This is a genomic window from Bacteroidales bacterium, assembly GCA_035353855.1.
In the GTDB taxonomy this organism is placed as follows: Bacteria; Bacteroidota; Bacteroidia; order Bacteroidales; family CG2-30-32-10; genus DAOQAK01.
On sequence record DAOQAK010000048.1, the window covers coordinates 1 to 16,465 of the forward strand.

The 16,465-nt window shown below is 33.5% G+C and carries 16 protein-coding genes and 1 tRNA gene; all 17 read right to left on the minus strand.

All coding sequences use genetic code 11. From position 1 onward, the window contains the following. Positions 1–99: 99 nt before the first annotated feature. The 17 genes from PKK00_11870 to PKK00_11950 all read right to left on the minus strand — a co-directional run bounded on the left by PKK00_11870 (position 100) and on the right by PKK00_11950 (position 16,355). Positions 100–1,341, minus strand: a complete 1,242-nt coding sequence (locus PKK00_11870; protein ID HNW99097.1) for an ABC transporter permease — start codon at positions 1,339–1,341, stop codon at positions 100–102. 76 nt (positions 1,342–1,417) lie between these two features. Next, the gene (locus PKK00_11875; GenBank protein ID HNW99098.1) at positions 1,418–1,927 is read right to left on the minus strand and encodes a hypothetical protein; all 510 of its coding nucleotides are present in this window, start codon (positions 1,925–1,927) and stop codon (positions 1,418–1,420) included. A 129-nt stretch (positions 1,928–2,056) separates the two neighbouring features. Further along, positions 2,057–2,707 carry a uracil phosphoribosyltransferase gene (upp, locus tag PKK00_11880; GenBank protein HNW99099.1) on the minus strand — a complete coding sequence of 217 codons (651 nt, stop codon included), beginning with the start codon at positions 2,705–2,707 and terminating at the stop codon, positions 2,057–2,059. A gap of 12 nt (positions 2,708–2,719) precedes the next feature. Continuing rightward, complete coding sequence (locus PKK00_11885) at positions 2,720–3,661, minus strand: GNAT family N-acetyltransferase (protein ID HNW99100.1); 942 nt, start codon at positions 3,659–3,661, stop codon at positions 2,720–2,722. After that, positions 3,661–4,965 (minus strand): polysaccharide deacetylase family protein, encoded by a 1,305-nt coding sequence (locus PKK00_11890; protein ID HNW99101.1) that lies wholly within the window; start codon positions 4,963–4,965, stop codon positions 3,661–3,663. The genes PKK00_11885 and PKK00_11890 overlap by 1 nt, the downstream gene beginning before the upstream one ends. Beyond that, on the minus strand, positions 4,965–6,116 hold the full coding sequence (gene wecB, locus PKK00_11895) for a UDP-N-acetylglucosamine 2-epimerase (non-hydrolyzing) (GenBank protein ID HNW99102.1): 1,152 nt from the start codon (positions 6,114–6,116) through the stop codon (positions 4,965–4,967). The genes PKK00_11890 and wecB overlap by 1 nt, the downstream gene beginning before the upstream one ends. Before the next feature lie 77 nt (positions 6,117–6,193). Continuing rightward, complete coding sequence (gene radC, locus PKK00_11900; protein HNW99103.1) at positions 6,194–6,886, minus strand: DNA repair protein RadC; 693 nt, start codon at positions 6,884–6,886, stop codon at positions 6,194–6,196. 164 nt (positions 6,887–7,050) lie between these two features. Beyond that, positions 7,051–7,302 (minus strand): 30S ribosomal protein S20, encoded by a 252-nt coding sequence (gene rpsT, locus PKK00_11905; protein ID HNW99104.1) that lies wholly within the window; start codon positions 7,300–7,302, stop codon positions 7,051–7,053. Between the two features lie 24 nt (positions 7,303–7,326). Beyond that, positions 7,327–7,401: transfer RNA gene (locus PKK00_11910), tRNA-Glu, on the minus strand. A 72-nt stretch (positions 7,402–7,473) separates the two neighbouring features. Continuing rightward, a complete protein-coding gene (locus tag PKK00_11915) occupies positions 7,474–8,163 on the minus strand; it encodes a hypothetical protein (GenBank protein HNW99105.1) in 690 nt (229 codons plus the stop codon). Between the two features lie 270 nt (positions 8,164–8,433). After that, a complete protein-coding gene (locus tag PKK00_11920; protein HNW99106.1) occupies positions 8,434–9,984 on the minus strand; it encodes an NAD(P)/FAD-dependent oxidoreductase in 1,551 nt (516 codons plus the stop codon). Between the two features lie 4 nt (positions 9,985–9,988). After that, positions 9,989–10,699, minus strand: a complete 711-nt coding sequence (locus PKK00_11925) for a porin family protein (GenBank protein HNW99107.1) — start codon at positions 10,697–10,699, stop codon at positions 9,989–9,991. A 222-nt stretch (positions 10,700–10,921) separates the two neighbouring features. Further along, complete coding sequence (ubiE, locus tag PKK00_11930) at positions 10,922–11,635, minus strand: bifunctional demethylmenaquinone methyltransferase/2-methoxy-6-polyprenyl-1,4-benzoquinol methylase UbiE (GenBank protein ID HNW99108.1); 714 nt, start codon at positions 11,633–11,635, stop codon at positions 10,922–10,924. 5 nt (positions 11,636–11,640) lie between these two features. Then, positions 11,641–13,410, minus strand: a complete 1,770-nt coding sequence (locus tag PKK00_11935) for a potassium transporter TrkG (protein ID HNW99109.1) — start codon at positions 13,408–13,410, stop codon at positions 11,641–11,643. A gap of 3 nt (positions 13,411–13,413) precedes the next feature. Then, entirely contained in the window at positions 13,414–14,433 is a 1,020-nt protein-coding gene (locus PKK00_11940) for a bifunctional ADP-heptose synthase (GenBank protein ID HNW99110.1), read from the minus strand. Between the two features lie 181 nt (positions 14,434–14,614). Beyond that, on the minus strand, positions 14,615–15,043 hold the full coding sequence (locus PKK00_11945; GenBank protein HNW99111.1) for a hypothetical protein: 429 nt from the start codon (positions 15,041–15,043) through the stop codon (positions 14,615–14,617). Between the two features lie 118 nt (positions 15,044–15,161). Then, positions 15,162–16,355 carry a pyridoxal phosphate-dependent aminotransferase gene (locus PKK00_11950; protein HNW99112.1) on the minus strand — a complete coding sequence of 398 codons (1,194 nt, stop codon included), beginning with the start codon at positions 16,353–16,355 and terminating at the stop codon, positions 15,162–15,164. Between the last annotated feature and the right edge of the window lie 110 nt (positions 16,356–16,465).

The following is a 16,465-nucleotide window of genomic DNA, read 5'->3' on the forward strand; positions in this document are numbered from 1 at the left end:
GGCGGTTAATCCTCTTAAATATTTTTTTAATTGAAATTTAAACAGCCTCTTATTTCAAAATTAAAAAAAAATCAAAATAAAAACAATTAAAGAACATTTTTATTCATACCGGAGCGATTCAATAGGGTCAAGATTAGCAGCTTTTACAGCAGGATATAAACCGGAGATTAATCCTACTATCAAACAAAGAACAATTCCGCTGATAACCCATAACCACGGTACAATAAATGAACCGCCCATAACCAATGATATAATATTTCCTATCGGTACACCTATAACAATTCCAACCAGCCCTCCCAACTGACAAATTACTATTGCTTCAATAAGAAACTGATTTTTTATCACATCCTTGGTTGCCCCCATGGCTTTTCTTATACCTATTTCACGGGTTCTTTCTGTAACTGATACCAACATGATGTTCATTAAGCCTATCGAGGCTCCCAATAATGTTATAAAGCCAATAATTGTTGCTGCCATGGTTACATATTTAATATTCTCAACCATCATTTGTGCAAGATTATCGCTTTTTGAAATCTCGAAATTATTTTCTTCACCAATACCAACTTTTCTTATCACCCTGAAAATCCCTGTTGCTTCTTCAATTGCAGCATCCATGTTTTTCGCATCAAATGACATCACACTAATGGTATACGACATATTTGGTCTTGAAAAATATTGCCTTACATTAGTAAGCGGAACAATACAATTTTTATCTCCGCTAAATCCAAAACTGGAACCTTTTTCTTTAAGCACTCCAATTACCTTGTATTTACCGGGACCTATTGATATATATTGTTCAACAGGATTCTCTTTCTTTTTAAAAAGATTGGTAACCAGCTGACTTCCGATAATTACAACATTAGCTCCTCCGGTAACTTCCTGTTCAGTGAAATTCCTTCCTTTCGAAAGTTCATTTCCTGAAGTTATCATATAATTCTCATCTGCGCCAAGAACCCCGATATTTGGGTTTGTCTTCTCGGAACCAAATTTCAAAGTAGCTGTATGTGTTGCAAATGTAGATACAGAAGTGTATGCAGGAAAACTAAAATCCTTTTTAAACTTCACTGCTTCCTGGTAAGTTATTGACTCGTACCTCTTAGGCTTACTGCCATCATTCCCTACTACAATTTTCATTTCCCTGTTCCTGATGGTAAATGTATTGGCCCCCATCTGTGTAAAATTACTGCTGATTGCATGTTTCAATGATTCAATTGCCGTCAGGATTCCAACAAGCGCCATTATACCAAATGCTATAATAAGAATAGTCAATATCGTACGTAAGAGGTGTGTCCTAATAGATACAAGAGATACTTTAATATTTTCAATTACTAATATTTTCAATGCATGAAAATTTATAATGCAAATGTAACAAAACAGTAATGAAAAAAATATTTAACTGAAAAAATTAATTGGAATGTTAAAAAATAAAATAAAATGATGACATTACTATCGACCAGCATAAAACAGAAATACAAAGACTGAAAAGCACATTTTTTTTATTCCTGTAATATTTATTTGCAAGGAATGTTCCGAGAGGAATCGAAAGCAAAACGGGAGTTAAAGCTGCTATGCCCCACAATCCATACTTACGGCGGGTCATAACAATAAATTTATTTTTCTTTGAAAAAGATTTTTTTGATTTTTTTATTTCGTTTACCGGATGAATTTTTTGTTTTACAAAATATACTTTTATACCTGGCCATATTTTTTTAAATAATGCGATCAGAACTTCACTGATATAATAAAAAAATAAAACACCTGCTAATCCTCCAATAGTAGTAACAATTATTGTTTGCAGAAAATTATAACCTAACTGAAAAGATAAAAAGGGTGCAAATAAAAATTTTATTCCGCTTAATACTCCTATTTCAATCAGTTTATAAAAGCTGCCTGCTTTTACCAATAAAATAACAAAACTATTTATCATGATAACAAAAATAGACGATTCTATTTCAGAAAACAAAAGGAGGAAAGTTATATACTTTAGGAAACTGAAACGATTGTAGATGAATCATAAATCTATTAAGCTCAATTAAAAAAAATATCCTGTTAAAAATTACAGTTTGCTTCCGTAAGCCAGATCACCGGCATCACCCAAACCAGGTACGATATATGACTGAGCAGTAAGCTCATCATCAATAGCAGCAACCCAAAGGGTAAAATTTTCGCCGGGAATATGTTTTTTTATATATTCAACGCCCTGACTGCTGGCAACAATAGCAAGAATATGAGTATGCTTTGGTTTCCCGTTTTCAAGAAGGTGTTTATAAGCTAAGAACATTGATGAGCCTGTAGCCAACATAGGATCGGACAGTATAAGTATTTTATCATCAATATTAGGACTGGATGTGTATTCTACCTGAATATCAAACTTACCGCTTTTATGATGCCGTCTGTATGCTGATATAAAAGCATTCTGAGCCCTGTCGAAAAAATTTAATATCCCCTGATGAAAAGGAAGCCCGGCCCGAAGTATGGTTGCCAGTACAGGATTTTCTTTTAGAACACTAACTTCAGCAGTACCCAGTGAAGTAATAAATTCGCGAGATTCATATTCCATCTTCTTACTCACTTCATAAGCGAATATTTCACCTATACGTTCAAGGTTTCGCCTGAAACGCATGCTGTCTTTCTGAATTTCCGCATCCCGTATTTCTGATATAAATACATTGAGTAATGAATTCTCCTGTCCTAAGTTATAGATCATAGCAATCGTTTTTCAAATTTGCTTTTTAAACCACTTTATAAAAGTAATACTTTTTGATAATATGTATGGAAGCTTATTATTTTTATATTGTAAATATGTGCATTCTGTTGAGCCAAATCCTTTATAAAAACGTGCAAGGTTAGAATTATTGGAACCTTCAAAATCAAGGATAAGATTACGTTGTGCATTTTCACGAATGAATTGGTCGATCAAAAAAGTCATAGCCCTGTTTTCTCTTGCAGCTTTGGTGGTTGCAGAAAAAATAAATATCACTCTTTTATTGCTTTCTATAAAAATCGCACCCGCATATAGTTCGTCATTATTATCATAAACACTCCATATATGAGCATTTTTCTTTATAAGCATCAAATTAACCAGTTTGATGAAATCCTTATAATCCTTTTCTTTTAATGTTTCAATCTCCAGTCCGCGATATTTCCTGAACAGGTCAACAATGATTTTTATATCGGTATCTTTTCGTATTATCAATTGCGACTTCCCGGCAATTTTCAAATTTCTTTTCGTATTCTCCGAATAATTATTATAAAGGATATTATAATCAGGAATCAGGTCAAGTTCAATATTTTTATTTGAAAAAAAATGATTTTTTTTATCATCAATTTTATTAAAAACATTCAGGTTTATCTCAATGAGTTTATATTTTGAAGGAATTTTAGAAATGAATTCTTCTGTTATTTTTTCATTTAAAATACCTTTTGAAAAAATGCCTAATTGTTGTGTAAAAAAAGGCTGGCATAAATAATTAATTCCTGATTTTTTTTTGGCAGTTAATGGAAATACGCGTTCATAATCGTTTTCGATCAACGCTTCCCATCCGGGGCTCATGATATCGAGGTACCAGGAATATGCATATATTAACCCGTTGAATGAGTTCTGTATACAATCATCCCATTTATTTTTATCAATATCTTTATTTTGAAAATACTTAATCATCAGGATAATGCCATCTTTAACATTTCTTCATATACTTTTTGCCATCCCACCCATCTGTTCTCATTGCTAAGTGATTCGTTATGCCACAAACTTATAAACATACCGTTCACTGCTTTTACTTCATCTATCAACTGCTTATACTGTTGTATTGCATCTTGTGGAGTTACATTATGATAATCGCGTAATGTCCCTTCCATTATTGCAAAAGGAAAAAGTTTCAGATGTGTTTCTGTTTCAAGGTCAAGGTCAAAAAAATTATATGGCTCGCAAATTCCAGCCCTGAAACCCGTTTCGGTTGCATAACCAAGAGAGTAATCTTCGGCAATATCAACTTCTATAAGGTTTCGGTATGTGTCGGGAAAAGTCAGTTTAAGAAAATGCTGGCGGCTTTTGCTAATATCACGGTTCAACACATTTGATAAACGTGTTATTTCTGTTAATAGCTTTTCATGTTTTATATTTGAAGCAAACGATGGGTGAATTCCCACATCCGCGTAGTCTCCTATTGATTTTACCAATGACTGGAACTTCCGGTTATTCACATAAATGTTTTTATCGTACTGTGCATAATCTGCAAATAAAATAAAGTAAAGCGGAACGATATTATATTTTTTATGTAATTCAAATTGATATTCAAATGTATCAAACGAATCTTTTTTTAATCCGGTTAAAACTCTCATTCTTTTTGATATTTCCTGGAAATTCAATGCATACAATGCTTTTATAAAACCGGCAATGGTTCTGACGATACCTTTTTGCTTGTATTCCCATGCAGAATCAATATCGATAGTAGAAAGGAAACGATAATTTTTTTCAGGAAATTTTATGAATGGATATTTTTCCTTTAAAAGCAATTTTATTTTTTGTGCCCAGATATTCACTACAGGTTTTTTTAAAAAACCATTTATGTATGCAATACTTTCAATAGCATCGAAACGGTCATATTTATCTTTTTTATATGGAAGGTATTCTTCATACCTCGAAAGCATATAAAATGATGCAGCAAACGGGTCGAATGGCAATGCTGAATTTTTATATACAGAATAAGGACACAGTATATTTTCAAACTTTACACTATCGAATTGTTGCTGTTTAATACCTGTTTCAAAAAGAAGATTTACTGAACAGAAAAATATTTCATCACTGATGGGCTGGTATGAATAATTTATTTTTGGACCATCATAGCTCTTAAACTCTTCCGCATTATTGGTAAAACGATAATCTATTGAAATTAAATTTCGGAAGATAACATCAAAAATATATTTGATGCGATTGTTAACTTTCGGTGTGAATATTAGCAGCATTATTTATTTTTAAACATATCCAAAATTTCAGAGCAAATAAATTCTGATGCTTTTCCGTTTCCAAAAATATCTGTAAAAGCAGTAGGTTTTACATCAATGAATAACTTTGCTGCATTCATTATTTTTTCTTCATCACAGTTAGCAATCACGGCAGCGCCTGATTCAACCAATTCAACCCATTCGGTTTCAGGGCGAAGAATAATGCATGGTTTTTTATAAAAGAATGCTTCCTTCTGTACTCCGCCCGAATCAGTCATTATAAGCCTTGCGTTACTTTCCAGCATAATCATTTCAAAAAATGAAACCGGTGGAATGATTTGTATTAACGGACTTTTCTGTAATGAATCATATAATTTTTTTTCGATATTCTTTTTTAAAACATTATTGGTTCTCGGATGCAGAGGTATTATAGCTTTCAATCCTGTATATTCAGCAACATTCAGCAGTGAACGAAAAATTGAATTCAGGTTTTCGGGAACATCGGTATTGTGGTCGCGGTGAATGGTACAAAGAAAAAAATCATTTTCCATCAGCTCCAGTTTTTTCAATATTTCCGACGTTTTTGCTTTTTCAGAAAAATACAAAGCATTATCGTACATCACATCGCCACAATGAAAAACGCCGGGATTTTCGTCTGTATACGGAGGTTTTGTATTTTTTCCAATTCCTTCAGTATATAAATTATTTAATCCTGTTTTTGTAGGTGAAAATAATAAAGCTGACAGATGATCGCTTACTACACGATTTATTTCTTCGGGCATGCGACGGTTAAAAGAGCGAAGCCCTGCCTCAACATGTGCAACAGGAATATGAAGTTTAGCAGCAGTTACCGAACCTGCCAGGGTTGAATTTGTATCGCCATAAATTAAAACCAAATCGGGGTTTTCTTTTAACAATACTTTCTCCAAACGTTCCATCATTAGTGCAGTTTGAACAGCATGAGAAGAAGAACCTACATTTAAGTTATAGTCAGGAGAAGGGATTTCCATCTCCCTAAAAAATACTTCCGACATATTATCATCATAATGCTGTCCGGTATGTACAATGACTTCTTTAATCTTATTCTTATAAAAATTCCTTATGCAACGGCTTATTGCAGCAGCCTTTATAATCTGCGGACGCGCTCCTATTATTGTAATTATTTTAATCATATTTCATTACGTTTGTTGTTCGTTGTTCTTTGTTTGTTGTTCAATAAATATTATAATGACAAACCATAAACTACAAACTAAATTAATCCTTCATCTGCAAAGCTAAAATATTTTTCATCACCAATAATGATATGGTCAAGTACAGATATATCAAGAAGTTTTCCTCCTTCTTTCAGTTTTTTTGTGATGTTTTTATCCTGCTCGCTTGGACTCAAGTTTCCCGATGGGTGATTATGACAAAGAATTACACCAACAGCCTTATTTTCGATAGCAATTTTAAAGATCTTCGACGGGTCGGCAACTGTACCAGTTAGCCCGCCTTCGCTGATGCAAAATTTATCAATAACTTTATTGGCGCGATTTAACAATAGTATCCAAAACTCTTCATAATTGCAGTCGGATAACGAAGGATAAAAAATATCAAAAACATCTTTACTCGATTTTATTTTTTCAAGTTCGGCAACTTCAGCCTCTCTCCTTCTGTTTCCAAGTTCCAGTGCAGCCGCTATTGTAGCTGCTTTTGCTTCACCTATGCCTTTATATTTTGTCAGTTCTTTAATTCCAAGTTTTGAAAGATTAATTAAATTATTCCCATTTTGTTTTAAAATATTTTTTGCTACATCAACTGCGTTTTCCTCTTTTGTTCCCGAATGTATAAGGATAGCAAGAAGCTCAGCATTACTGAGTGAAGCTTTACCTTTTTCAATAAATTTTTCGCGTGGACGATCATCGTCAGCCCATGTTTTTATTGAATTTGATTTTGTCAACATAATAAAATTGTTACAATAAGCTCACATTTTAATTTGTCCTGTCAAATGAATATTTGCCATTTGAAATTAAAAATATCTTCAAATTTATTAAATTCCTTGATTTAAAAAAAATAAAAAGCCTTTCCCATTACAGGAAAGGCTCACCCCAAAGCATTATGAAAAAACTATAATGCGTTAATCTTCCTGGCCAGCTTCGATTTTAAATTGGAAGCTTTGTTTTTGTGTATCACACCTTTTTTTGCCAGTTTGTCAAGCATAGCAACTACAGCAGGATGGTCTTTCTTAGCCTCTTCCTTATCTTTAGTGCCTCTGAATTTCTTCACCGCATTACGTGTTGTTTTAGCTTTAACTCTATTTTCATCACGCCTGCTTTCGTTGCTGCGGATTCTCTTTTTTGCTGATTTATGGTATGCCATAATAATTAATTTTTCTTAAAAATGTAGCCCGTAGGGGATTCGAACCCCTGATTTCTAGGATGAAAACCTAGCGTCCTGGGCCAGCTAGACGAACGGGCCTCTTTAAACGAGGTGCAAAGGTAAAAAAATATTTCATTTCAACAAAATTATTGAAAAAATAATATTAATTGTTTATTCCGAATCATCCCGGTCAACCTGGAAACGGAATCCCAAGCGTTTGCCTGTTCGTAAATTCATTGAATTCTCAAGCCTTTCCGAAACACTTACCACCTTTACACTATCATAAACTGGGGTTAATAAATCAAAATCGACACAATAACTTATTGCTGTTTCTAAAATTTTTTTCATAGCCGGACGATCGAGACGGGTCTTTGAAAAGTTATTATACATAAGACCTATCTGCCTTTTACCTTCTACAAAATAATGATATTCTTTATTGATAAATATTCTGGCTATCAGGTACCCCAAGTCGTTCACACGATTGTATTTATATGAATCGGCAAGAAAGTTATACATACTGATTACCCCACAATAAGAACGGGTAATATCCTGTTTTATATAACTTAAATTCATTATATCATGTTCGCGAGGAAATTCAAAAACATTAGTATGCATTGAAATAGTAAGCATATCGCCGCCAAATTTCAATTCAGCCTCAAACTCGCCATGATCCGAATAGCTGAATGGTATCCGCTTATCAACTTTGGTTACTTTCTTTTTTACATTTTCTATCATATCCTTAGCAAGGCGTTTCATATCCTGAAAGGATTCATAAGTATTATTATACACATCCAGCTTCATCCCTCCCTTTTCAAGAATCTTTTCCACAAGGGGAAGTTTTTTCATTTCATCGTCAGTCATGGCAGAAAATTATATTTAACGAGTAACAAACTTACAAAATATTTTTATATATAAGAAGTTATTTGATTTTTGATTTAAGATTTTAGATTTTAGATTTTAGCTTCCTGCAACGGATCAGATTTTATACCAAATGTTAATTTATAATAGTCCAAAGGATATTATAAATTTTACAATGGTTATGCCGATGACATAGATGTTATAGTACAATTTATTGGACTATTACATATATACAATCGGTATTAGAATTGTGTTTCCTCCATAGTGGACTACTTACAATATTTTTTTGGCAACAGCTTCGGCAACACGTTCCCCGTCAATAGCTGATGAAACGATTCCACCTGCATATCCTGCACCTTCGCCACATGGAAATAAATTTTTAATCTGAATATGTTCCAACGTGTGTGCATCACGTGTTATCCTTACCGGTGATGAAGTACGCGATTCCACAGCAAACAAGGTAGCTTCATTAGTATAAAAACCTTTCATCTTTTTATCGAATTCTGTAAAAGCTTCTTGTATTGATGAAATAATAACCTTCGGAAATATTTCGCTCAAAGGTGCTGAAGTAATTCCCTGCCTGTATGAAACGGTATTAAAAGAAGAGGAAATCTTATTTTCACAAAAATCGGACATACGTTGAGCTGGGGCAAAATGATTACTTCCGCCAGCCACAAATGCAATATTCTCAAGCATTTTTTGAAATTGAAGCCCTGATAATGCGCCCTCGCCATATGATTTAAAATCATTTTCATTCACGGTAACAACAATACCGGAATTGGCAAACGGCTGATTCCGTCGGCTGTTCGACATACCATTCAGCACCAGCTCATCCTGTGAAGTTGATGAATCAACAATGGTTCCACCGGGGCACATACAAAATGAAAAAACGCCTTTTCCGCCAAATTGCCCGGCTAAACTATATGCAGAGGCAGGTAAATATTTTCCACGGCTTTTTTGATGATATTGAATTTCATCAATAATCTGTTGCGGATGTTCAACGCGAAAGCCTACAGCGAAAGAGCTGGGTTCAATAAATATTTTTTTTCTTTCGAGAAGATAAAAAATATCTCTTGCAGAATGCCCGGTTGCCAATATCAAAGCTTTTCCATGATACTCATTCCCCTTGGACGTAACAACACTTTCAAATGAATTATCTTTTATTTTTATATCAACGATCCTGTTTTCAAAATGAAACATTCCTCCATATTCTTCTATGGTTTGCCTTATTGCTGCAATAATCGGGGGAAGCTTATCAGTACCTATATGTGGATGCGAATCGTAAAGTATTTCGGCACTTGCGCCATGCATATAAAACAACTGTAAAATACGGTTCACATCGCCACGTTTGGTTGATCGTGTATATAGCTTTCCATCGGAAAATGTACCTGCACCTCCTTCGCCAAAACAATAATTTGAATCGGGGTTTATTAATCTTTCACGATGAATATTTGTAATATCATATCTTCGGTCATGAACACTTTTTCCTCTTTCAATAATAACAGGTTTCATACCCAGCTCAATACATTTTAATGCAGCAAAAAGTCCGGCAGGTCCTGCTCCTGCTATAATTACAACTGGACTTTGGGTTACATTTTTAAATGGTATATCGAATTTATTTTGCTCCGGTAATTCACTAATAAAAACATCATACTGGCAGCGATACACAATTTTTTGTTTACGCGCATCGAGCGAACGTCTTACAAGCCTTATACCTGTAATGTCGTTCAAATCCACATGCAGGACTTTTGAAATAATATTTTTCTGATTTTCGGAATGAAAAAATTGTTCTGGAGTAAATGCCAGCTCTATTTGTTTTTTCATCAGCTTATTCGAAAAGAAATGATAACTGAAATATTTTTGAATTTATTCTATCAATGGAAGTAGTATATACCGTATTGTCGCGCTTAAGCATATCACGCATTCCATATATCATTTTTAATTCAGTTGTTAATTTAAAGTAGTTTAAATAAAATTCAAAACCAACTCCAAGGTCGCAGCAAATGTCGTTTTGCTTCAGTTTTACCAAATCATTCTCTTTATCTTTTTTCTTCGCTTGCGAAGCAAGGTCAATACTGTATTGTGCCCCTCCAATTATATATGCCCTGAAATTATTTAAACGTTTCGAAGTATATTTAAGCATCAAAGGAAAATCAATAAAAGTTGATTCAATTTTTTTTGTTGTTTTTACAATGCTATCTTTAATGCTTAGTGTATAAATCAGGTTTCTTTGTCCGAAAGAAAGCGTAGGTATAAACCTTAGGTTAGAAAATTCACCCAGCCTTAAATCGGAAACTATACCAATATTGAATCCCAGTTGTGGGTCTGATTCAATTACAAACAACGAATCGCTTACATAATTTTCAGCAGTACGAATAGAAAAATCCATTTTATTCAGACATAATGCAAAGCCAAAATGATAGGGTTTTAAATCAAACTTTGGTAGATTCTCAATCCGTGGTTTTTGAGCAAATACAAAAACAGGGATAAGAATTATTATCCATAAAAACTTCCTGTAGTATATTAATCTTCTTTTCAAAAATTTATTATTCCGTGAATAACGCTTATTCTATTTTTATATTGTATACCGACAGAAAAGAGTTTTGCAAAAATATTTTTTGTTTTCTGTACGTTATAACTCGTTCTAAACAGTTTTGACATTGCAAACCTGATAAGAACGATTATATTCCGGGTTTGCAAATTTATTAATGATTCTTTATGTTTAAACGCTGTTTTAATTTTTATCATATAAACCTGTCACTTATTTTTCGGCAATATATATTGAGCAAATTCCAAAACTGAGCTTATAAATCCTGACATTACTAAAACCCACCTGTTTTAAAATCACAGCAAAATCATCGCCCTGCGGAAAATTCATTACGGTTTCAAAAAGATAAGTGTATGCCATATTATCTTTTGAAATCATTTTACCTATTAAAGGTAATATCCATCGAAAATAAAAAAGATATATCTGTTTGAAAGGAAAAGCTGCAGGCCTTGAGAATTCAAGGATTACAGCAACACCTTTTTCATTCAAAACCCTGAGTATTTCACTTAAACCCATTTTCAGGTCTTTAAAATTTCTTACGCCGAAAGCTACTGTTACTGCATCAAAACTTTTATCAGTAAATGGAATGCTTTCAGAACTCCCGGTAATAAACGCTATCTTTTCCCCGAGATTTTTTTTTTTAATTTTATGCTTAGCTATTTCCAGCATTGTTTCGGCTATATCAATAGCTGTAATTTTTTGAGGATTCAATTTTATTGCTTCAATTGCAAAATCTCCGGTACCTGTTGCTACATCCAGTATCTGTGTGGGCTTATAAGGTATGAGCAATTTAATTGCTTTTCTTCGCCATATTTTATCAATTCCAAAAGATAAAAAATGATTCAGAAAATCGTAATGCGAAGCAATATTGTTAAACATTTGCTGAACATTCGTATTATACGGTTTAAGCGTTGAAGGATTTTTCATCAATATTATCCGACCAAAATATTAGCTGTTGAATATCTATATTTCGCACTCCCCTGTCGCATTGTCATTGCAAATGCCAGTGTCAATGGACCAGTACGGCCAATAAACATAGTTAAAATCAAAATCAATTTTCCTGCATCGCTCATGAAAGGAGTGATACCTGTTGATAATCCTACCGTTCCAAATGCTGAAATATCTTCAAAAAGAATTTGAATAGGTAAAATATCCGGCTCGGTAATCATCAGTAAAAGCGAGCCTGTAAAAGTAACGGTTACTGCAAAAAACAATATAGCCAATGCTTTTTTAAATAAATCAGCCGTAACGGTATGCCGGAACATTTCTACATTTTTTTTACCTCTAATAGTTGACCATACCGTAGATAAAACGATAGCAAATGTAGAAGTTTTAATACCACCACCTGTTGACCCCGATGAAGCTCCTACAAACATCAGGAACAACATAAAAAATAGTATCGGCATTCCAAGCCGTGAATAATCTACAGTATTGAATCCTGCTGTACGCGGGGTAACCGACTGAAACAACGAAATAACAAAACATTCAAAAGCATTTTTACCGGCCAGTGTATTATTCTTTTCTAACAAGTAGAATACTATAGTGCCCAATATTATTAACCCGAATGAAGTATACACAGCTATTTTTGTCCCAACAGCAATCTGTTTCCAGGGATGCTTTAACCTTTCGCGTAAATTTTTAACACTGAACATATCTGTTAGTGATGCAAACCCAATACCTCCCAGGAAAATCAGTGCAGCAATGACCAAATGTATAAAGTATGCATTCCTTACAAGCGGATTATAAAGATTATCTGTAAATAGAGAAAATCCCGCATTATTAAAGGCCGATACCGAATGGAACATAGAATAATAAACCTGCTGCATCCATGATGAAAAATGAATATCAGGGCTCCAAAGAAAAAATATTAAAAGTGTTCCTATCAATTCTATTCCTGCGCTGAAAAATATGATCCTTCTGAGTAATCCTTTTGTTTCATATAAATTTTCTGCACCAAGGAATGAACTTATTATGGATTGTTGTTTCACTCCCTGCGATTTCCTGGCAAAATATGCAAAGAAAGCAGCAAATGACAAAATGCTGATGCCCCCCATTTGAATAAGTAGCATGATAACTATTTGTCCTTTAAAAGTAAAAAAGGTTGCCGTATCAACAACGATAAGCCCTGTAACACAGCTTGCACTGGTAGATGTAAAAAGAGCATCAAGAAAAGGCATGCTTTTGCCTGATGCAGACATCTCGGGCAACATTAATAAACCTGCACCTCCCATTATCAGAATAAAAAATGAGAGGACAAACATATTTGTAGGACCAATATGCAATGCAGAAAAACTAGAACTGGCTTTTCCTGTCTCAATTAGAATCAATATCAATAAAAGTAGTTGAATATACAGCGGGTGAATATTTATTTGAGGATAATAATTAACTATAATTCCCTGTATCATCAGGAAAAGCAGGAACATCGCTTCAACCCAGCTTGATTTAAAAAAATTAAAAGGCTCAAAATGATAAAAAAGATTTATATAATAACTGAAGAAATAAAATATGAATAAACCTTTAATTATTTTAAGAAGGATGATTTTTGTTTCAGGTAAAATAGGAAAACCATAATACTGAATTAGAATATATGCTGCAACAATAAGCCCAAGCCCTCTAAATATCCTGAGAGTTCGGATAACCGTTTTTTTGCTGTTGTATATAGCAATATTTATTTTTTCTCTGATATCGGGCCAGGAAAACATAGTTTATCTTTCCATTTGTAATGCTTCTTTGAGCAGTTTTTCTTTATTTACCGGAACTACACCCACATATTCACAAACCAACCCTCCTGCCAGGTTTGAAATAGATGCAATAATTTCAGGTTCCTGTTTTAATGCTAGACAAAGACTGGCTACAGAAATCACAGTATCACCTGCACCCGAAACATCAGCAATGTTGCGTATATGTGCCGGGATTAATTTTTTAAAAATGGTTTTACCAACTGCTTTATCTTTTACGCTTATGTACATTCCTGCATCTGATAGTGTAACCATTATCATCTCTATATTATTATTTTTGTGAAGAACTTCAACAGCATTATCTATTTCGGATTGTGATTTTATTATATCACTTTTCGTTCCTTCCTTCAGTTCCTTTAAATTTGGTTTGAAAAGGGTGATGTTCTTATACTCGTTAAAATTTTTCCTTTTTGGATCGGCAATTACAGGTATTGAATGTTCTTTGGCTGTTTTAACTGTTTCCTGAATAACTTTAGCAGTAATTACACCTTTGTCGTAATCTTCAAAAATAATGGCATTTATTTTATTATTTTTTATAATATCACGAATACTTTTTATTAATTTTTCTTCATCTTTTTCAGAAATATTATTCTCTGTTTCTTCGTCAACCCTTAACATTTGAGCATTATTACCTATAACACGGAATTTTGTAGTAGTTACCCTATCATCACAAGCAATAATTCCTTTCCCTGTCAGATGAAGCGATTCCAGCATTTCATAAAAATCATTTCCTTTCTGATCGGTTCCTACAACACTGCAAAGTATAGGAGTAGCTCCTAGTGAGAGCAAGTTAAGTGCAACATTGGCAGCGCCACCCAACCTGTTTTCTCTTTTATTTACTGACACTATTGGAACCGGTGCTTCCGGCGATATTCTTTCAACCTTTCCCCACAAATAAGAATCAATCATCACATCTCCAATTACCATTATAGTTTGTGAAGAAAAATTATTAAAAAGTTCGTTTATTTTATTATTTGTAATATCCATTTATAATTTGCTTTTATATTTTTCTGTATAAATAATTTATACTTGTATTCTAAATTTAAGTTTTATTTACTGTGAAAGCTTGCAAAATTATAAAAATCAACTGAATTAAAGAGAAAAAGCCTGAAAAATTCAGGCTTTAAAACTATAATTTATGTTAGATAACAGAACTGGATTGTCCCAATTACTTTTTATGCGGACACTGAGACTGCCCCTCTCCATGTTTACTGCATTTCGAAGGATCGCATTTTTCATTTTTTTTGCAGCAAGGCATATCACCTTTCATTTTGCATTTCATTTTACAAGAATCGTTCATCATGGTTGAATCCATCATCAATGAATCGCATGGCATATGACAGGATCTGAATTTAAACTCCTGACATTTCATTTCATTTTTTATGCAATTCCTGTTAATGAAATGAAAACATTTTCTGGCGCCAAAAAAAACACCTGAGATCACAAATATAACAGCAATCCCGGTTAGGATTCCTCCACGCATTGTCAGCTTATTATTTTTATTAACAATTCCATTTATTAATAAAATAACACCTATTAAACCTAGCAATGCCGCAACAATTGCAAGGATAAAAAATACGATAAATGCTGTGCTCATAATTTTTATGTTTAGTTAAACATTAATAATCAGCAAATTTAATAAAAAATAAATTAATGACAAAACCTAATAATTTTTAGATTAGCCTTAAAAAAAATTTTGATAGAAATTAAAAAAATTATTTAAGCTCTGATAATGCTTGTTTAATTCTTCTTATAGCTTCAACTAATAATTCATTAGAAGTAGCATAAGAAATACGTAAGCAGTTCGGGTCGCCAAACGCATTTCCGGGAACCAGCGCTACATAAACTTTATTCAGTATATAATCACACAATTCTGGTGCATTATGTATAGTAACCTTACCGTCAGTTTTGCCAAAATAATATGATATATCAGGAAAAACATAAAAAGCGCCCTGTGGATTATTTGTCTTCATTCCGGGGATTTCATTCAACAGGTTCACAACCAGGTCGCGTCTTTCATGAAACGCTTTAAGCATTATTTTTACTGATGACAGGTCGCCTGAAATAGCTGCCAGCGAGGCTTTCTGAGCAATAGAGCAAGCACCGGAAGTAATTTGCCCCTGAAGTTTATTGCATGCTTTGGCAATTTCGATAGGAGCTGCTAAATATCCTATTCTCCAGCCGGTCATAGCAAATGCCTTTGAAACACCGTTAATAATAATTACCCTGTCCCTGATATTTTCAAATTGAGCAATTGACTCGTGTTTGCCACTAAAATTAATATGTTCATAAATCTCATCGGATAAAACATACACATGATCGTGCAATGTAAACACATCAGCTAAAGCTTTCAATTCTTTTTTGGTATATACCGAACCTGTAGGATTGCAGGGCGAGCTGAAAATAAATAGTTTTGTATTTGGAGTGATCGCTTTTTGTAATTGCTCGGGTGTAATTTTAAAATCATGTTTAATATCTGCTCTCACGTATATTGGCTTAGCTTCGGCCAGTTTTATCACTTCCTTATATGAAACCCAATAAGGCGCAGGAATAATAACTTCATCGCCCGGGTTAAGTAGACTCATAACAACATTTGCAATAGATTGTTTTGCACCTGTTGATACTACAATATTATCCGGTTTGAAATCGAGGTCATTATCACGTTTTAATTTCTGACAGATAGCCTCTCTTAGTTCAGGATAACCGTTAACAGGAGGATAAAATGTAAAATTTTTATCAATTGCATCTTTTGCTGCTTGTTTGATATGATCGGGTGTGTTGAAATCAGGTTCCCCAAGGCTTAATGAGATAACATCAATTCCCTGCGCTCTGAGCTCCCTGCTCATCCTAGCCATTGCTAAGGTTTCCGATTCCGAAAGATTGTTTATTCTTTCTGCAATTGTTGCCATGATTGTATCTTGTAAATTACTATTTTTCATTATATGTATAAATTTTAATATTTCATACAAAACAAAGGTAGAAATTTATACATGAATAACGTAATTTTTTTTAATGTATT